Annotated in this window: 11 protein-coding genes and 2 riboswitches (1 of these 13 cut by a window edge); all 11 genes read left to right on the top strand. The window is 42.3% G+C overall.

From position 1 onward, the window contains the following. Positions 1 to 12: 12 nt before the first annotated feature. Positions 13 to 1356, top strand: a complete 1344-nt coding sequence (gene essB / locus A6755_RS24970) for a type VII secretion protein EssB (RefSeq protein ID WP_063592305.1) — start codon at positions 13 to 15, stop codon at positions 1354 to 1356. A 30-nt stretch (positions 1357 to 1386) separates the two neighbouring features. Next, on the top strand, positions 1387 to 5868 hold the full coding sequence (gene essC / locus A6755_RS24965; protein ID WP_063592304.1) for a type VII secretion protein EssC: 4482 nt from the start codon (positions 1387 to 1389) through the stop codon (positions 5866 to 5868). Continuing rightward, positions 5861 to 8788, top strand: coding sequence for a type VII secretion protein EsaA (gene esaA, locus A6755_RS24960; RefSeq protein WP_063592303.1), 2928 nt, complete (start codon positions 5861 to 5863; stop codon positions 8786 to 8788). Before essC ends, esaA begins: the two co-directional genes overlap by 8 nt. Further along, positions 8775 to 9257: a type VII secretion protein EssA gene (essA, locus tag A6755_RS24955; RefSeq protein ID WP_084738118.1), complete on the top strand. Its 483-nt coding sequence runs from the start codon at positions 8775 to 8777 to the stop codon at positions 9255 to 9257. Before esaA ends, essA begins: the two co-directional genes overlap by 14 nt. Before the next feature lie 803 nt (positions 9258 to 10060). Next, entirely contained in the window at positions 10061 to 11017 is a 957-nt protein-coding gene (locus A6755_RS24950) for an AAA family ATPase (protein WP_063592302.1), read from the top strand. Positions 11018 to 11055: 38 nt separating this feature from the next. Beyond that, positions 11056 to 12210: a DUF58 domain-containing protein gene (locus A6755_RS24945; RefSeq protein ID WP_174878770.1), complete on the top strand. Its 1155-nt coding sequence runs from the start codon at positions 11056 to 11058 to the stop codon at positions 12208 to 12210. Beyond that, a complete protein-coding gene (locus A6755_RS24940; RefSeq protein WP_063592300.1) occupies positions 12207 to 14408 on the top strand; it encodes a DUF4129 domain-containing transglutaminase family protein in 2202 nt (733 codons plus the stop codon). Before A6755_RS24945 ends, A6755_RS24940 begins: the two co-directional genes overlap by 4 nt. 36 nt (positions 14409 to 14444) lie before the next feature. Further along, a riboswitch (purine riboswitch) is annotated at positions 14445 to 14546 on the top strand. 141 nt (positions 14547 to 14687) lie between these two features. Then, entirely contained in the window at positions 14688 to 16244 is a 1557-nt protein-coding gene (gene guaA, locus A6755_RS24935) for a glutamine-hydrolyzing GMP synthase (RefSeq protein ID WP_034306157.1), read from the top strand. 224 nt (positions 16245 to 16468) lie between these two features. Continuing rightward, a riboswitch (purine riboswitch) is annotated at positions 16469 to 16570 on the top strand. Positions 16571 to 16674: 104 nt separating this feature from the next. After that, positions 16675 to 18006, top strand: a complete 1332-nt coding sequence (locus A6755_RS24930; RefSeq protein WP_034306155.1) for an NCS2 family permease — start codon at positions 16675 to 16677, stop codon at positions 18004 to 18006. Between the two features lie 153 nt (positions 18007 to 18159). Beyond that, positions 18160 to 19002, top strand: a complete 843-nt coding sequence (glcT, locus tag A6755_RS24925; protein WP_034306152.1) for a glucose PTS transporter transcription antiterminator GlcT — start codon at positions 18160 to 18162, stop codon at positions 19000 to 19002. A 213-nt stretch (positions 19003 to 19215) separates the two neighbouring features. Further along, a protein-coding gene (gene ptsG, locus A6755_RS24920) for a glucose-specific PTS transporter subunit IIBC (RefSeq protein WP_063592299.1) crosses the window boundary here: on the top strand, positions 19216 to 21022 show its 5' portion. The gene runs 263 nt beyond the window's last position; 1807 of the gene's 2070 nt are visible here — the first part of the coding sequence; the start codon lies at positions 19216 to 19218; its stop codon lies beyond the right edge, outside the window.

Genomic DNA, 21022 nt, shown 5'->3' with positions numbered 1-21022 from the left:
GAGTTACATAAAATGGATGAGAAACCATATCTGGAGAAAAAAACAGAAGCTGCAATGATGAAGGATGATAAGGGGCATTCGTTCGTTTTCCAACGGGCAAAACTATCGATGCAGGACCCACTGGAATTACAGCTTATTCATGAAGCGGATGATGCTCTCCAGAAACATATAGAGGTGACAGAGGACGAGGTGAAGATCAGAGTAAATCCACCAGCCTCTTTTTTTGTTTTTTCCAAAGCTAAAGATAAAAATCCATTGAGTAAATGGTTATCGTCTTATCAAATCCAAAAGAAAATAAGGAATCATGAATTGAATCGCCTGCAACTAGTCGTTTGTCCGGAAAATATCGTTTTTGATTCAAGCTTGACCCCATATTTCCTGCATTATGGCGTAAAAGACAGTTTGCCTCCTTATGAGCATAATCAAGATGAGTTATTTAAAGAAACGAAGGCAACGATTTCGGCGCTTGTGGATGGGCAGCATACATTCGAAGAGTATCTGCTTTACCATAAAACACTGAAACTATCGAACGAATCACAAAGTATATTGTCATCGGGGACTTGGGATGAACTTTCCACGGTCATTCAAAACCGGATAGAAGCTTTAGAGAAGGAAGAAAAAGCATTTGTACATATCCCTGAAAAGAAATGGAAAACGGGCCGTTATACACTTTGGGGTACGGTGATCGTTCTCGTGCCACTGCTATTGTTTGCGATTTACACACTATTCTTCTCCCAACCTAAGCAGGATGCATATGTAGAAAGCGGTGAAAGCTTCTTAAAACAAAAATACAGTGAAGTCATTGACCGTTTGGAAAACTACGATCCGAAAAAGATGCCATATGTGGTTCAATATGAACTGGCGAAGTCCTACGTCACTTATGAACCGTTGGAGGGAGTAGCTAGGAAAAATGTGGAAAATGCAATCTCGTTGCAAACGGATAGTCAGTATCTCCTATATTGGATTTATATAGGCAGGGGAATGAGCGAGGAAGCGATCGATCTGGCGAGAATCATGGAGGATCGCGAATTGATTATGTACGGGCTGGTAAACCAGAAAGAACAGATTAAGTTGGACGATAGCCTATCTGGGGAAGAAAAGGAAACGCAAATTAAAGAAGTCGATACCGAGCTGTCCCAATATGAAAAGGAAAAAAAGGAATTGGATAAGCAAATGGAGGAACAGCAAGATCAGAACCCTGCTGCAACAGACCCGAATATAGAGGATAAAGGCGCAGAGGAAGCAAAACCTGCTGTAAAAGATGAAGCGGAAAACGAACCTGCTTCTGGGGGAAAAGAAGAAAGTAAGGATTCCTCCAAAAAATCAACTGAAGAAAAAGAGAAAAGCAAAGAGTGAGCAGTGGGCCTTTTGCGGAGGTGAGATTTAATGAGTTTATTATGGATTTATTCTAGTGGGACCTACCAATCCTTTACGATCAAGGATAATCATAACGGTCCAATTTCGATTGGGCCATCAAAACAGGATACGATTACCGTTTATTCCATTCCTTTTGAACAAGGTCCTATCAAGCTGAAAAAACATGAGGGACTTGATGAATATGAGGTGTTTAGAGAGGCCAAGAAGCTTGGCGATGTAAAGCCATTCCATAGCTTCACCTTTCAAGAAGGAGAAGAAACGGTCGAGATTTTTTATACGTCGGGGGAATTGGAAGAAAGCCTCTATTATATAGGCAACTTGAAAGAAATCACTTTATCGGCCAAGGCGGGAGCGACCATTCGTAAAGAAGGACCCGTTTCCGGCAATGACTTTTCCCTTGTGCTGCATAAAGGGCAGTGGCACCTCATGCCAGAGGGTAATGGCAGGATATTCCTGAATGGTGAAAGGGTAACGAAGGCTGTTCCCATCCAAAATGGTGATCTGGTTTGCTGGCCGCATATGGTGCTGAGGTTGATTGAAGGCGACTTATTGATGATTCATAGCGCCGAAAGTTATGAAACATCATTAGCTAAAATGAAGAAGCCAATCTCTGAAATGAAAAAAAACTATCCACAGTATCGCCGGACACCAAGGATGATCTACGAATTGCCGGATGAGAAAGTGACGATATCTTTTCCGAGCCAAGAAGCTGAAGATAATAATAGAGGGTTATGGTTAATCCTTATGCCGCCCTTAATGATGCTGATCGTCATGGGGGTCATCACGGTCATTCAGCCGCGGGGCATTTTCATCATCATATCTATTGTGATGTTCACGACGACTTTAGTTACCTCGACGGTACAATACTTTAAAGACAAAAAGAAGCAAAAATTCAGAGAAGAAAAACGCCAACGTGTATATACCAGGTATCTAGAGCAGAAGAGGGAAGAACTTCAAGAGCTGTCTGAAAAACAAAAGAATGTGCTGTTCTATCATTACCCCTCCTTTGAAAGGATGAAGCTTCTAACTGATAGTATTAGCGATCGTATATGGGAACGAACTCTGGAAAGTGAAGATGCCCTGCACTTTAAGATCGGAACGGCGACCATACCCTCAAGTTATCAGGTGTCGGTAAATAGCAGCGATATGTCCAATCGGGATATAGATGATTTACTTGAGCAGTCGCAGGAACTTGTGGATGTGTACAAAAACTTGGAAGATCTTCCATTATCGATCGATTTATCAAACGGATCGATGGGCCTGGTCGGAAAGGAATCGATTGTTAAACGGGAGCTGCAGCAATTGATTGGGCAACTGGCCTTTTTTCATAGTTATCATGATGTTCGATTTGTCGCCATCTTTCCGGAAAAGGATTATCAGGAATGGGAATGGATGAAATGGCTCCCTCATTTTCAATTGCCGCATGCCTATGCAAAAGGATTCATATATAATGAGCAATCACGTGACCAGCTCCTGACCTCGATTTATCAGCTATTGAGGGAAAGAGATTTGGATGAGAACAAAGGGAAAGTGAGATTCACTCCCCACTTTGTCTTTATTGTCACGGATCGTAATTTAATTGCTGAGCATGTCATATTGGAATATTTAGAAGGCAAAACGGACGATTTAGGCATCTCGACGATTTTTGCAGCGGATGCAAAAGAAAGTTTGACGGAAAATGTCCATACGCTTGTTAAGTACATCAATGATTTTGAGGGTGAGATTCTCATCCAGCAAACGAAGGCCGTTCATACTCCCTTTAAACTTGATGCACATTCAAAAGAAGGAAATGAGCGTTATGCACGTACGCTCCGTTCATTAGATCATCAAAAAGGCATGAACAATTCCATACCAGAAACCGTTTCATTCCTTGAATTATTGAAAGCTCGTGAAGTGGAAGAGCTGCCTATCAGCCAAAACTGGCGGACCAATCAGTCTTCCAAATCCTTGGCAGTTCCGATTGGATTGAAAGGGAAAACGGATAGGGTTGAATTGAACTTGCATGAAAAGGCGCATGGCCCCCATGGATTGGTTGCCGGAACGACAGGATCGGGGAAAAGTGAATTGCTGCAAACCTACATCCTATCATTAGCCGTTCATTATCATCCGCATGAAGTTGCCTTTTTGCTCATTGATTATAAAGGCGGGGGAATGGCACAGCCATTCAGGCAGATTCCGCATCTGCTGGGAGTCATTACGAATATTGAGGGAAGCAAGAACTTCAGTGCCAGGGCACTAGCATCCATCAATAGTGAATTGAAGAAGCGCCAGCGCATGTTTGATCGATACGAAGTCAATCATATCAACGATTACACGGACCTATACAAAGAAGGCAAAGCGGATGAACCGTTACCGCACCTATTTTTGATATCAGATGAGTTTGCGGAACTTAAAAATGAAGAACCCGATTTCATCCGCGAATTAGTGAGTACGGCGCGAATTGGACGGAGCTTGGGAGTTCATTTAATTCTTGCTACACAAAAGCCGGGCGGTGTAATTGATAACCAGATTTGGAGCAATGCCCGTTTTAAAATTTCTTTGAAAGTGCAGGATGCCAATGATAGTAAGGAAATTCTTAAAAATAGCGATGCGGCAAATATTACTGTCACTGGACGGGGATATTTGCAGGTTGGAAATAACGAAGTTTATGAATTGTTCCAGTCTGCATGGAGCGGTGCACCATATTTAGAGGATACGGTTGGATCTGAGGATGAAGTGGCACTTGTCACGGACCTCGGTCTTGTTCAAATCTCTAATGTATCGGAACAGGTCACTAATAAGAGGAAAGAAAAGATTAGTGAAATTGAAGCCGTGGCGGATCGAATTGTGGCGATACAGGAAGAAATGGAGATTAAGAAGTTGGCAAGCCCATGGCTGCCGCCTCTTTCAGATCGTTTATCAAGAAACCCTGAAAGAAGCCTGACGATGAATCAATTCCACCTGGGAATGAAAGATGAGCCCGAATTGCAAAGCCAGACCAATTATGTCTATAACTGGATTGATGATGGGAATATAGGGGTTTTTGGTTCTTCCGGGTACGGCAAGTCAACCACCGTTTTGACACTTCTCTTTAGTTTTGCAGATCAATTCAGTCCTGAAGAACTGCATTATTATATTTTTGACTTCGGGAATAGCGCTTTACTGCCAATGCGCCAGCTGCCTCATACTGGGGAATACTTTAGGTTTGATGAGTTAAGGAAAATCGAAAAATTCATGTTATTCATGAAGGTGGAAATGGAAAGGCGTAAGCAGCTTTTTTCAGAAAAGGAGCTTAGTAACATTAAGCTTTATAATGCATTGGTGGAAGATAAATTGCCGATTATTTATATCGTGGTCGACAATTTTGACATAGTGAAGGATGAGATGCAGGATCAGGAAGCCCAATTCGTTCAGTTTGCACGTGATGGACAATCACTTGGAATCTTCATGATTTTAACGGCAACGAGAATCAATGCGATTCGCCAGCCGTTAATGAATAGCCTTAAGACGAAGGTCGTCCATTACTTAATGGACAGTTCGGAAAAATATTCAGTTTTGGGGAGAACCCCTTATGAAAATGAACCTGTTCCTGGCAGGGCGTTGGTGAAAAAGGACCAAACCTATCTCACCCAGATTTACTTACCAGCCGATGGAGCGGATGATATAGCCGTTTTGGAAGAAATGAAACAATCTGTGGCAGAACATAAGGTTAAATATAAGGAAATGGACAAACCGCCGGCGATTCGGATGTTACCGGCACGTCTTGATTCCAGCAGCTTCCAGAGTTACTGCTCACAAACCATTAAGAAGGATACCATTCCAATCGGGCTTTCAGAGGAAAGCGTTACACCTGTATTCGTGGAGTTGAATGCCAATCCATTCCTGCTTGTCGTAGGACAGTCACGTAAAGGGAAAACGAATGTCCTTAAAGTGCTGCTGGAATCGTTGCTTACACAGGCGGTCGGCGAAATTGGATTATTTGACGGAGTGGATCGCGGCCTATCTTCTTATGCTTTTGAGGAGAAGGTGAGCTATGTGGAAACAAAAGAGCGGATAACCGAATGGCTCGATCATATCACTGGAATATTTGAAGAACGTGAGCGAAGTTATCTTGCGGCATTGGAATTGACACCGATGAAGCAACTGGAATTCCCACCGGTCATATTTGTCATAGATAGCATTTCAAGGATCCAACAAACGATAGACGGCAGGATTCAGGATAGGATCAGCAGTTTGATGAAACAATACAGCCATCTCGGGTTTAGTCTGATTGTCGCTGGAAATGCCAACGACTTCACGAAGGGGTATGATTCGTTGACAACCGAACTGAAACAAGTCAGACAGGCTGTTTTGCTTCTTAAAAAATCGGACCAAAGCTTGTACACCCTCTCCTATTCCAGAAAAGAAGAAGAAATACAGCCGGGTTACGGATACTTTGTGCTGAATGGCCAGGAGAGTAAAATCCAAATTCCGCTAAGTGAAGAAAGAAGGAGAGTGCAAGAGAGTGTCTGAAAAAATAAAACCGATGCTGTTAATCGGTAAAATACTGGTGATCTTAGCGCTGCCAATCTTGTTTTTTTCTTATATTGGCCAAAATCCAATGAAAAAGACGGAAACGGCTTCTCGCGAAATCGCCATTGTAAATGAAGATAATGGGACAGAATTTAACAATAACCCCATTTACATGGGCTCAGAGCTTGTTACTACACTGGACAAGGATTCTGAATATGAGTGGTTTGTGGTAAATAGAAGTACAGCGGAAAGTGGACTTGCAAATGAAAAGTATGATGCAGTCATATATTTTCCATCCGATTTTTCAGAGAATATTTATACGTTCGATGATGAACAGCCTGTCAAGGCGGGGATAAAGTACAAGGTACAACCCAGTTTGAATGCAGAGAACATGGAAAAGGTACAAAAGGAATTAGAGAAAACAAAGAGCAAAATGAATAAGCATATTTCAACACAGTATTGGAGCTATGTTTCCCAATCAGTCGAGGACATCCGTAAGAAGTTCGATAATGTCCTTGCTAAAGAAATCGCTTTTCAAAACACGATGTATGAGTTTTATACTCCAAGCTCGGAAAGTCTTGCAGGCGAAATCAAGCAGCATAAGGACATGCTTGAAGGAGTTTTTGCCGAGACGAAAGATGCTGGCAAAACAAGTACTGAAACAATTGATGAAATAGGGAACACGAAGACTCAAATGGCTTCATTTGTGAAAGATGTTGTTTCTTTTGAGGAATATCAAAAAGCTCAAAGTATCCTTTTTGAGAAGGCCTCTGCCCAAAATCAGCAGCTTGTCATGGAGAGTGTGCAGTCATACGACAAGGTGCTGAATGAGGGGAATCAATCTATACCAGAGATTCAGCAAGGGATGAATACGAAATACAGCCTTAATGATCAAGGCATTAGAGAAAATGTTGGAATCATGCAGCAGAAACTTGATTCCAGCAGTAATGAATTGGAACAATTTTCAACAAGCATGAAAGACAAACAAGTAGAACAAATTACGAAAATCACCCAAGATCAACAAAGCTCGATTGAACAATTGAAACAATCGGAAGAGGCGGGTCTTGATAACCTTCAGTCAACCTTGCTTATGCAAAGAGGAAATCTTGCAAGCAGCTCTGGTGATGGGGAGGATATAGGTGAAGGAACGACGCCTATAGAGGATATTGAAACGGAAACGGGAAAAGGTGAATCAGCTGCTGCACCTGACAAGAAGGACCCGATTGATGAACTGTCTCTGCAGGTACTGCTGGATCAAATCAATGGGATCAACACGGCACTTGAAAGTTTGGTGCCGGCAGAAGGAAGTGAAGGAGCTGCTGAACAAATCAACATCCTTACAGCGGAACTCCAAACGGAAATCAATAATCTCAGCGGAACGGTAAGCGGCAGAACGGGGAATTATAACCAAGTGATAACGGAGTTTAATACACTGGTAGATTCATATAATGACCTGCTGGCGCAGTTTACGGAATTACAAGCTGATTATAATGAACTCGGCACGAATTATAAGGATTTAGGTGACCAATGGAAAAAGTCACAGGAAGATATTCAAAAATTACAGGACATCCAGAGTATGACAATCGAAGAGGCCATCGCAGAAATCAAGACTCTCGAACAGTCACTTCTGGAAAAAGTGGGGGGTGAAAGGCGAGCGGTGCTTGTGAAGGCCTTCGAGAATCCTATCACCAATCGGGATTCAACTACCCTTCTTGCCTATTACGGTTCACTCTCATCTTATGGTGAATTGGCTGAAAGAGTCACCGAAGCAAATGTAGATAAGATATTTGCAGCCAATATAAAAGAATTGGAAAACTTGAAAAATGGGGTTTCCGGAAATGTAGATGAAGAAGCGAAACTCGTTAAAGCCAGTTTAGCAGGAGTCAATGAGAACTTCGGGATGTTCTCGGAATCCATTATGGGTTATATGGAAGAATATGATGCTAACGTCGAAACGGGGCAGAAAGCCACTTTAGCTGAATTGGCGGCAATTACCGGCAAGGCTCAAGAAGTGTCTGCCAATTTGTCGGATGATATGGAAGTTCCTGAGATGGAGGCCGAACCGCCAGTTAACCTTGATGGAGAAATGTTTGTATCACTTCAAGACAATACGGCAACAACTGTCGGCTTCATTTCCGAGCTTGTCAATTCTGTAGCGGAAAGACAGGAAACGGTCACGAAGGATACAGCAGACCTGCAAGCAAAAGTGGGGTCCGTACAGGAAAGGGCCGATCAGCTTAATGATAATTGGTCCCAAAATGTTGACTCAACTGAAAAAATCAAGACGGATGTATATAGCGTCTTGAACAATACTCTAGTCGATGATCAGGAGAACGGGTATGTGTACGAATATTTAGCGAATCCCGTACAAATCAGCGGGGAAGTCCTTCATCAGGAAAAGGTTAATATCCCACCGATCGTCATGTTGGTGATCATACTCATTTCTGGGATATTGATCGGTTTCTTCCTGCATCATTATGAAGCCATTCCAATGATGGTCCATGCGGCCTTGTTTACCTTATTGAATCTGATCGTAGGTTTAATCATCAGCATGTATGGCTTGAAGATCTATCCACTGGGAGATATGCAGGAGATTAAATGGACCGTCTTCACCGTCCTGCTTTTATTCTTCTGTTCAGCGTTTACCAGACTTGCCTTCTCGATTGGGCCGTTTGTCGGTGCTATCCTGGTGATTGGTTTGATCAGTTTCTTTACCATTCCATTATTGGATTTAATCATGCCTAATTTCAATGTAGACCACCCTGTTGCGGACGTATACATGTCCATTCAATTCGGTAATCAGTCGGCATTCATTCCGGCTAGTATCATCTTGATTGTACTGACGCTTATCGCAACGGTCATTCCATATATAATGAAGCGTCTTGCAGAAAGAAGAGCAATGGCCCATGAAGTGGAATAAATACGTAATGCCTGTCTTGCTCATCCTGTTTTTTAGCCATGCACCTCATGGCGGGGCGGAAGAGGAACCGATGGTGGAGCCCAATGAATATCAAGAAAACGATATTGATATTCAAACGGAGTTTTTCCATGAAGAAGGATTGTTGGAACAGAAGCGGAAATTGCCTGAAGAACAAAAAGACCTCACTTTTGAAAGAGGGAAATATGATGCCATTGACTCGGTGAAGGACTCACTGTTTCAGTCTCCTGTAATGGAGAATCAAAATAATACCATCGCTTCAAAATCAGAACAGCTTGGATTATTCTCGGAGGTCCGCATTCCAACGAGAAACGAAGAAGAAACAGAGCCTTCGCTTAATTTTGACCTGACGATATTGCTCGGCATCGTTTTGGCACTTTTGGTCGTTTGTTTGTTTTTTATCCTTATCCCGAAAATGGGGAAGCTGAATGGAGAGGTTAAACGAAAATGAAAACAGCCCGATTCCCCTCAGGAATCGGGCTGTTTTCACTACATATCCATAACGGTTTTAATAAGCCCTAAAAGTAGGGCGGCTGCGAAGATCAAAATGAAGAATTTTTTATACATGATCAGTACCTCTTATATCTTAGGAGTGGATTGCATTCATTTTAGCATAAACAAGATAGAAAAGAAGTTTACTCAGAATATACAGATCGGAAGGGCGTGGCTTCATTGCCCTGATGACAGGAGCGGGAAATTATGAAAAGGTGGACGATTTATTGGAGTTTGCCTGCCGTTTATTTATGGCTTGTACAATTTGGACGTTGATCTCCGCTCCAGGCACTCGCTTTCCGCGGGCGGGCGCCTGCGGGGTCTTCCTGAACGCGCTTTTCCCGGCCCAATTCTCATAACTGCCAAAAGTGGAATTTCAAAAGGGTTTCGGAATTTTTTAATTCCGAAACCCTTTTGTCTACAAACTGCGATGTGCAGATTTATTGGCGCATCCTATCAGTTATTTGAACAAGTCAGGATGAACAGTCTGCGAGTTCAACAGCTTCCCCAATCCTTGGTCCATGGCGTGACAGGACATTTTCATTAAACAAATGGATGTCATCATTGGTATATTCACTTAGTAAACCGTTAACCCTGCCTTTTTCAGTAAGCCACTATAATATTTTTAGAACAAATTCGTTTATGGTTTTCCGGTTATCTAGTAAACTTACAATGTAAGGTTCAATTGGGTCTTAATGTAAAATGCGTGATATAGAGAAGACATGAAATAATAGTGATAATGTGAATCCCGGGAGGTAGAGAATGAATTATAAGCAGGTCAATCAAAAACTGGAAATGGTTCTGGGGAATATCGAAAAGGTGATTATCGGAAAACGGGATATAGCAGAACTAAGCATCGTAGCACTCCTTTCCGGCGGACATGTCTTATTGGAGGATGTTCCGGGTGTGGGAAAGACAGTCATGGTAAGGGCATTGGCAAAATCAATAGGTGCAAGCTTCAAGCGAATTCAATTCACGCCCGATTTACTTCCTTCGGATGTTACTGGCGTTTCGATCTTCAATCCTAAGGAACAAGAATTCATCTTTAGGCCAGGTCCGATAATGGGCCATATTATTTTAGCCGATGAAATAAACCGGACCTCGCCGAAAACCCAGTCTGCATTGCTTGAAGCGATGGAAGAGGCAAGTGTGACGATTGATGGTGTCACAAGAGGATTGGAGAAACCCTTTTTTGTCATGGCGACACAAAATCCAATCGAGTACGAGGGAACATATCCGCTGCCGGAGGCTCAATTGGATAGATTCCTATTAAAAATGAAAATGGGCTATCCAGGTATGGAAGAAGAGATAGAGGTTCTTCATAGGGCTCAATACACGGCACCGCTAGAGGAATTGGAATCCGTCATCACCTTGGATGAATTGATAGAATTACAGGCTGAGGTAAAAGCGGTGATAGTGGATGACACAATAAAACGATACATTGTTGAATTGGCGAATCAAACACGTTCACATGAAGGGGTCTATTTAGGGGTGAGCCCTCGTGGATCGATAGCATTGATGAAGGCAGCCCAGGCTTACGCGCTGATCCAGGGCAGGGACTATGTCCTGCCTGACGATGTTCAATATTTAGTGCCATTCGTATTTTCCCATCGGCTTATTTTGAAGCCGGAAGCGAATTATGAGGGCTTAGATGCAGGAATGGTGATACATGAAATTGTCGCGATAACAAAAGTGCCTGTGAAGCGGGCTGTAACCTAATGCGAAGATTCATCAACATTCTAAGGGGAAATATGAGTGTGATCGGACTTGTATTACTCATGATCGTTTCCTTTTGCTATGCAATGTTTCAAGGCGGTTTTGTCAGTTGGTTCATTTTTTATTCATTTTTGCCGTTTTCTGTGTACGCTTTGATCCTGCTGTTTTATCCGCTGCATGATTTTACCGTTGAGAGAAAGGTCAATAAAAGGGAATGCCAAGCTGGTGAATCCGTTGAGATAGCATTGACGTTTACGCGTAAAAACCGGCTGCCCCTATTATTTATGGTGGTAGAGGAGGAATTGCCTCAGGAGATGGAAGATAGGGGACTACAAAGGAAAGTAATTATCTTTCCGGGGTTCAAGCGTACCTTCAGCATGTCATATACCTTGGAAAACTTGCAGCGGGGAGAGCATTCGTTTCAATCGATCCGCTTTTGGATTGGGGACTTTTTCGGGCTGGTCGAAAAGGAAGCGATTTATAGCTCCCCTTTGAAAATAACCGTTTTTCCTCGTTATCACGAGCTTGCCTATAGTGATCTTGATCGAGTGTTCAATCAGGGGGCAGTGGTTTCAACAAAGAAAACACAAAGGGAACATTCAGTGGTCTCCGGTGTAAGGGAATATCAGCCAGGTGATCAATTGTCTTGGATTAACTGGAAGGCGACTGCCAGGACGAGTGAAATCATGACGAAGGAATTCGAGGTGCAGAAAAACCGGGATGTATTCATCATGCTTGATGAAAAGCCGTCGGATTTATTCGAAGAATCCATTGAAATGGCGGCTTCCCTTGCCCATGCCATGTTAAAGAAGGGCATGGAAATTGGGTATGTGAGTAGGGGCTCGAGGTTAATCATACCGGCAGCAGCAGGCAACAAACAGAAACGAAAGATTTTTTACCGGCTTGCTAAAGAAAAGCCGGGTGTTGTAAACGCATTGAACGAAAATGTCCGGAAGGGAATTCTTCCGGCAAACGCTGCTGTGATATTCATCGTTTCAGACTTAACCTTAGAAAAGGTGGACATATTGAGTGCTTTCCGGCCTAATCAGGGATTGATGTTATGCGTGAAGAAACAGGCAGATCTTACTGATGAGGAAAGGCTGTCAAGCTCTTCTGCTGTTTCGAGGGGGATAAAGGTTAGCTTTTTTGAACATGGCCAACTAAAGTTTGACAGATCGGAGGTGATGGCGAAATGAATGTCACTACCGAAAAATTGGAAAAGTTCATGCACGTCCTCATGTATGTATTTGGTCTGTTGTTGATTACTGAATGGTTAAGGCCTGTCGATAGACTCACCGATACAGGTAATATCATCATTTTTATCTTATTTTTGCTCTACTCCCTGCTACTGCATTATTTCAGCATACATTGGTCGATCCGATTTATTCTCATTAGTGCATATATAATGATTTCATTACAGTTCCTCCATTCAAAAGAGGCTTTATATCAATTGTCATGGCTGAAAGGGTTTCTAGCGGATTTTAAGGGCAATCTTGGTTTTATATATGATGGGAATTGGGAGTTGATCACAAATCCATTTCGAACGTATCTATTTTTTATCCTTCTTTGGCTTGTGACATATTTGATCCATTACTGGGTGATGGTGAGGCAAAGCATCTTTTTCTTTTTTATGTTAACGGTGATTTTTATATCTGTACTCGACACATTCACACCTTATGCGGGGGATAGTGCAATGATAAGAATCATCATCATCGGGTTTTTGATGCTCGGCTCGCTTTCCCTGCTGCGGCTAACGATACAGGAGAGGATTAAGTTTCCGAAGTCTTCCATCAATAAGTGGATCTTGATGCTGACCGGTATGGTATTGGTAAGTGTCCTTGTCGGTTTTGCTGCCCCAAAGCTCTCTCCGCAGTGGCCGGACCCGGTGCCTTATATTACTTCCTATTCTGATAAAGCTGTGAAAGAAGACGGTGATTCGAAGCGTAAAAGTGTCGGATATGATGAAGACGATTCGGATCTTGGCGGTTCGATAGAGCCGGATAGTTCCATCGTTTTTTATAATAATGCTACTGCAGGACATTACTGGAAAGTCGAGAACAAGAATATTTATACCGGTAAAGGGTGGGTTTCCATACCGGAAACAGAATTTCACACTTTTTCCAACAGGCAGGATATGGCAACGTTAGATATTTACGACGTTCCTGAATTGGTGAGGACTGAAGAAATGACCGCAAAAGTATCCATGACAGAATCATATTCACATATACTTCATCCGCAGTCCGGGTATGTAAAAAAGATCGAGGGCAAAAACGGGCAGGATTTCAAATATTATCAGGAGATGGACAAATTTATTTCCGAACAGGGTAATGGCGAACGACTTTCCATGAAAGAGTATGAACTGGTTTATGATATGCCAAGTTTTGATATAGCTGAGTTAAGGAAGGTGACGGAACCCGACGATTCCATGGATTTATTAATGGAAAAAAACACTCAGCTTCCAGAGGGATTGCCAAACCGGATATTTGAATTGGCCTCCCGGCTTACAAGCAATGAAACGAATTGGTACGATAAAGCAAAAGCCATTGAGGATTATTTTGACGGAGCTGAATTCATTTATTCCAAGGACGATATTCCGTATCCAGAGAGCAATCAAGATTATGTCGATCAATTTTTATTCGAGACACAGATAGGGTATTGCGATAATTTTTCAACTGCCATGGTCGTATTACTAAGGGCCGCCAATATACCTGCAAGATGGGTAAAGGGCTATACCGAAGGGGAAAAATCAATCCTTGATGGCGAATCCGTTTATAAGGTGACCAATAATAATGCACATTCCTGGGTCGAGGTTTATTTTTCAGGAATAGGCTGGATTCCCTTCGAGCCGACAAAGGGTTTCAATGGGGAAGTGGAATTTTACGATTCGGAATTGAAACAGGAAGCAATCAAGAACCCTGAGGAAGCCCCGACTAATGAAGAGCAAACAAAGAAAGAGGCCAGGGAACGCCAGGATACACCAGATAGGGAAACTCAATCCTCCGTGAAAACGGGTTTTGGGAACATGGAAGGGTTCTTAAAATGGTCTGCAATCACATTATCAGGTGGATTGATTTTTGCTTCTATCGGTTATTTCCTCAGAAGGAAGTGGATTCCTCTTCTGCAGATTCTTCGTTATAGAAAGAAAACCGATGCTCATTTCTCGACAGCTTATTTAATATTATTGAAACAATTAAAACGGGCTGGTTTAGTTCGGCCGGAGGGGCAAACCTTAAGGGAGTACGCCGCCTATGTGGATGCAGTGTACGCTACAGATGAGATGAGTGAATTGACGGCTGGATACGAGTTAATGATATATCGTGGAGACGCGGAAGATGGGGAATGGAAACACTTTCAAAAGGGTTGGGAAAGCTTAATGAGAAAAACTAGCTCTTGACCAGGTTTTTATTATATTGATACAATAACAAAAACTAACTTAAACTAATATATCCTTCATATATCCTCGATAATATGGATCGAAAGTTTCTACCGAATCACCGTAAATGATTTGACTATGAAGGCGGATTTTAACAGGAAAGCTGAAAATCTGCCTTCGTCTGTACTTTTTCTGTATTTTTGAGGGTGGGTTTTTAGTTTTTCTTTTTTTATGATAATATTTTTTATAAGAATTATCACTCGATTTTATGAGTGAATTACATTGATAGAGGTGACGTTTGTGCCGGGGAAAACAGAATTGCAAAAAAACCAGGAAATGATCGTAGTACTTGATTTCGGAAGCCAATATAATCAATTGATCACTCGTCGTATCCGTGAATTTGGTGTGTACAGTGAGCTTCATCCTCATACAATCACTGTAGAAGAAATTGAGAAAATGAACCCGACGGGAATCATTTTCTCAGGGGGCCCGAACAGTGTTTATGATGCAAATGCTTTTGGTTGTGATGAACGCATATTCGAAATGGGTCTTCCGATTTTTGGTATTTGTTATGGCATGCAGCTTATGACCAAACATTTTGGCGGTAAGGTGGAACCAGCGAAGAACCGTGAATACGGGAAAGCGACACTTGCCATCCAAAATGAGTCGAAGTTATTCAGTGACCTGCCAAAAGAACAAATCGTCTGGATGAGCCATGGTGATTTAGTGGTGGAAACGCCTGAAGGTTTCCAAATTGACGGGACGAACCCGTCTTGCCCAATTTCGGCTATGAGTGACGAGTCACGTAAATTGTATGCCGTGCAATTCCATCCAGAAGTCCGTCATTCCGTATACGGTAATGACATTTTGAAAAATTTCGTATTCGGCGTTTGTGGCTGTAAAGGTGACTGGTCAATGGAGAACTTCATTGAAATCGAGATGGAGAAAATCCGCCAAACGGTCGGAGATAAAAAAGTGTTATGCGCATTGAGCGGCGGGGTGGATTCATCCGTTGTTGCTGTATTGATCCATAAAGCGATCGGCGATCAGCTGACATGTATTTTCGTTGATCATGGATTACTTCGTAAAGGCGAAGCCGAAGGTGTAATGGAAACATTCAGGGAAGGTTTCAATATGAACGTAATCAAGGTCGATGCAAAAGAACGTTTCCTATCGAAGCTTGCTGGCGTTTCAGATCCGGAACAAAAACGGAAAATCATCGGTAACGAGTTCATCTACGTATTCGATGACGAAGCAACGAAGCTCGAAGGAATTGATTTCCTTGCACAGGGTACACTTTACACAGACATTATTGAAAGTGGCACGGCCACTGCACAAACAATTAAATCGCATCACAATGTTGGCGGTCTGCCGGAAGATATGCAATTTAAATTGATTGAGCCTTTGAACACTCTATTCAAGGATGAAGTGCGTGCACTTGGAAGTGAAATGGGCATTCCGGACGAAATCGTTTGGCGTCAACCATTCCCTGGTCCAGGTTTAGGTATTCGTGTATTAGGCGAAATTTCAGATGAAAAACTTGAAATCGTTCGTGAGTCTGACCATATTTTACGTGAAGAAATTAGAAAAAATGGTTTGGAACGCGAAATTTGGCAGTACTTTACGGTGCTTCCTAACATTCGTAGCGTAGGGGTAATGGGCGATGCACGTACGTATGACTATACAATCGGAATCCGTGCGGTTACGTCCATTGACGGAATGACATCCGATTGGGCAAGAATCCCATGGGATGTACTTGAAATCATCTCAACGAGAATCGTTAATGAAGTAAATCATGTAAACCGCGTCGTTTATGACATTACGTCTAAGCCGCCTGCAACGATCGAGTGGGAATAGTAGATTGAAACCATCCAATCAGTGAAGGAATTAACCTTCACTGATTTTTTTGTTGAAATAGTATTTGAATATGTAGATTACTTACATTTTACGTATGTTGGCGAAGATATAGCCATGATAATTAAGGAATATATAGCGAAACGCGAACGTTGCCTAAAATTACATAAAAAATATTCGTTTGGTATATTGACGATTATTTTGGTGACTGATACACTATACCTATAATAATAAAAAAACATAATTGTCGTATAATATTGGGGATATGGCCCAAAAGTTTCTACCAAGCTGCCGTGAACGGCTTGACTACGATGTGGAAGGATTGGCGTGTATAAATAAACCGCCACTTCTTTACATGACCGCAGTCAAGCCCCGTTCGAAAGCGAATGGGGCATTTTCTGTTGGCACGATTTTATGATGGGGGAGACTCATAATGAAAAATTATTTTCGGTTTAACGAGCTGGGAACTAATTATCGCCGTGAAATACTTGGTGGACTAACTACTTTCCTTTCAATGGCATATATCCTGGTTGTAAACCCTGTAATGCTGACTTTACAAAGCATCGAGGACTATCCGGATGAATTGAGAATGGACTACGGAGCGGTTTTTGCCGCAACCGCATTGTCAGCCGCAATCGGCTCGATATTAATGGGACTCATAGCCAGATATCCAATCTCGCTCGCGCCGGGTATGGGGTTGAATGCTTTCTTCGCTTTTACCGTTGTGCTTGGCTTTGGAATTCCTTGGCAGACGGCTTTAACAGGAGTATTGATTTCAGGTATTATCTTCGTTTTACTTTCCCTATCGGGAATACGTGAAAAAATCATTAATGCAATTCCAGTCGAATTGAAATACGCAGTTGGAGCCGGTATCGGTTTATTCATTACTTTTGTAGGGTTTCAGAATGCCGGTATCATCACGAATGATGACAGCGTTCTTGTCGGACTGGGCGATTTGACATCAGGAAATACTTTATTGGCTGTGTTTGGAATTGTCGTAACCGTCATTTTGATGACGAGAGGCGTCAAAAGCGGCGTGTTCATAGGAATGGTCATTACAGCCATTGCAGGAATGATCTTTGGACAAGTTCCGGTGCCGGACAAAATAATCGGTGCCGTCCCTAGCATAGCGCCTACATTCGGGGTGGCGTTCGATGCCTTTGGAAATCCCGGTGATCTCTTCACTGGTCAAATGTTAATCGTGATACTGACCTTCTTGTTCGTAGCATTCTTTGATACAGCCGGTACGCTGGTGGCTGTCGCACAACAAGCTGGATTGATGAAGGATAATGTTCTTCCTAGAGTGGGTAAAGGATTGCTTGCTGATTCATTATCCATCGTTTCAGGTGCTATTCTTGGTACATCCACCACGACATCTTATGTAGAGTCCACATCGGGTGTTGCTGCTGGTGCTCGAAGCGGATTTGCGGCTGTAGTGACAGGGTTGCTGTTTGTCCTATCCCTTTTCTTCTTCCCGCTTCTATCAGTGGTGACATCTGCTGTGACTGCGCCGGCATTGGTTATAGTCGGAGTATTAATGGCATCATCACTTAAAAATATTGACTGGCAAAAGTTCGAAATTGCGGTTCCGGCATTCTTTACGGTCATCATGATGCCTATGACATATTCAATTGCGACAGGTATCGCTTGCGGATTCATCTTCTATCCAATCACTATGTCGATGAAAGGAAGAGCAAAAGAGGTTCATCCGATCATGTGGGGTCTTGGAGTCGTCTTCCTGCTATATTTCATTTTCTTGAAGTAATAATGCAAGTAAGTAAGGAGAGTCCTGATTTCGGGGCTCTTCTTTCATGTTGTAAGAGAAAGCTCATATCGTGTATAGTAAAAGTACTAAGTACTAAGTACTTTATCCTGTATGGGGCATAGGGATGACTTTGAGAAAAAAAGAGGGAGAAAAATGAATGGTTTTATCGTTGAAAAGGTTTTGAACAATAATGTGGTGATTGCCACGCATCCGTCGTATGGAGAAGTCGTTACTATTGGAAAGGGCTTAGGCTTCAACCGAAAGAAAGGCGAAGAGTTGAGTCCGGAACTAGCGGAGAAAACGTTTGTCCTGAAAAATGTTAAGGAACAGGAAAGTTACAAAAAACTCTTGCCGCAAATCGATCAAAATCTTCAAGCAGCCATTATAGAATCCATTCATCTCATTAATGACCGGGTTACTGGAAAGCTAAATGAACATATACATGTCGGTTTAACAGATCATTTATTGTTCGCCCTTCAGCGTGTTTCACAAGGAATGACTATCAAAAACCCATTCTTGAAAGAAACGATAACCCTTTATCCTTTTGAACATGATATTGCTGTCGATGTAGTAGAATTAATTCAAGATAAGACAGGCATAGGCCTTCCCCAAGGGGAAATCGGTTTTATTACGCTTCATATTCATAGCGCAATATCAAATAAAGACTTATCGGAAGTCAATCAGCATTCGCAGTTAATCTATCACCTTATCCAAGTTGTTGAAGAACAGCTCAATGTGAAAATTAATAAGGATAGCATAGACTATTCACGTTTGGTCCGTCATTTAAGATTCATGATAGACAGGGTGCTTGCTGGGGAAAAAGTAGAGGAACCTGAAAAAATAGCAATGCTATTGAAAGAAGAATATCCTTTGTGTTACAATATCTCTTGGAAGCTAATAAAAATTATGCAGCAGAAATTAGGCAAGCCGGTTTGTGATGCGGAAGCTGTCTATCTAACGATGCATATCCAACGATTACAAAAGAAAATTAAATAAACATACATTAACTTACGTGTTACTGATTCGATCAGGCATAAGTGAGGAGAATGATTGTTATGAAAGAGGGTATTATATACCTGAATTTTCATTTCAATCCTATCTTTGCTTATGCCTTTTTTGTATTTGAATTCTGATGCGTGGGAAGATGAATACCATCGTGAATGTAACCGTTTTATTAGCATGGAAAAACAGTAAAGAGGAGGAAAACCTATGTTTAAGAAGTTGTTTGGTGTTTTGCAAAAAATCGGTAAAGCTTTGATGCTTCCTGTAGCCATTTTACCAGCGGCCGGAATTTTGCTTGCGTTTGGTAATGCATTGCAAAACGAAACTTTGTTGGATATCGCCCCGTTTCTTGCGAGTGGCGGAGTGGAAATGGTCGCATCGGTAATGGAGAATGCCGGAAATATTATTTTTGGAAATCTTCCCTTGTTGTTTGCTGTGGGGGTCGCAATTGGGTTAGCTGGTGGAGATGGTGTTGCCGGCCTTGCGGCGATTATCGGTTTCTTGATTATGAATGTCACGATGGGAACTGTTCTTGGCATTGACGCTGCCGACATTGAGAACAATAGTGCGGTTTATACCAATGTTCTGGGAATCCCGACGTTGGGAACAGGTGTGTTCGGCGGTATTATCGTCGGTGTCATGGCTGCTGTTATGTATAATAAGTTTTATGAAATTGAACTGCCTTCTTATTTAGGATTCTTTGCAGGTAAACGTTTTGTACCCATAGTAACAGCTGCAAGCGCAGTTATTCTTGGGTTGTTGATGATTTTGATTTGGCCGACGATTCAATCGGGGTTAAATTCATTTTCCGAAAATATGTTGGGTGCTAACCTGACACTTGGAGCTTTCGTTTTTGGGGTTGTAGAACGTGCGCTGATTCCTTTTGGATTGCACCATATCTTCTATTCTCCATTCTGGTTCGAATTTGGCAGCTATATCCCTCAAGGAGGGGGAACGCCAGTCAGAGGAGACCAGGCCATCTTCATGGCACAAATTAAAGATGGCGTACAGAATTTAACGGCCGGTACCTTCATGACTGGTAAATATCCATTCATGATGTTCGGGTTACCAGCTGCAGCTTTGGCCATTTATCATGAAGCAAGACCGGAAAGAAAGAAAATAGTCGGGGGATTGATGGCTTCTGCAGCACTTACATCATTCTTGACTGGGATTACTGAGCCACTTGAATTTGCATTCTTATTTGTTGCACCAGTACTTTTCGGGATTCACTGTCTGTTTGCCGGTCTATCATTCATGACCATGCATTTACTGGACGTGAAAATCGGGATGACGTTCTCGGGTGGTTTGATCGATTACGTACTGTTTGGTTTAATCAATCCGCAAACCAATGCATGGATTGTTATTCCGGTTGGTTTAGTCCTTGCGGTTATCTATTACTTTGGATTCCGATTTGCGATAAGGAAGTTTAACCTTAAAACTCCTGGTCGTGAAGTGGAAGAGGATGAGGAAGCGGAAGGATCTGCAAGTACAGCTGGAAGTCTTCCAGGGGATATCTTGGATGCCATGGGCGGAAAAGAAAATATTTCTCACTTGGATGCTTGCATTACCCGTCTTCGTGTATCGGTCAATGACATCGGTAACGTTGATAAAAATAGGCTGAAGAAACTTGGTGCCGCTGGAGTTCTGGAAGTGGGCAATAACATCCAGGCTATCTTCGGACCTCGTTCAGAAACGATCAAGGGGCAAATGAAAGATATCATTGATGGAAAAAGGCCTCGTAAAGTAGAAACGTCTCCTGAAGTAGGTGTGGAAAAGCAAATCGAGGATGTCGTCCCGAAACCTTTACGGACGGATGAAGTTTCCGAGCGCTTTGTTTCTCCTATTAAAGGGGAATTAAAACCGATCACGGAAGTGCCTGATGCAGTTTTTGCTGAAAAAATGATGGGCGATGGATTTGCAATTGTACCCGAGGAAGGGTTGGTTGTTTCTCCTGTGGACGGTACGATCGTTAATTTATTCCCGACTAAACATGCAATAGGTATCGTTTCCGAAG

The organism is Peribacillus frigoritolerans, assembly GCF_001636405.1.
Classification (GTDB): domain Bacteria; phylum Bacillota; class Bacilli; order Bacillales; family DSM-1321; genus Peribacillus; species Peribacillus frigoritolerans.
This window is presented reverse-complemented; position numbering and strand designations above follow the sequence as displayed.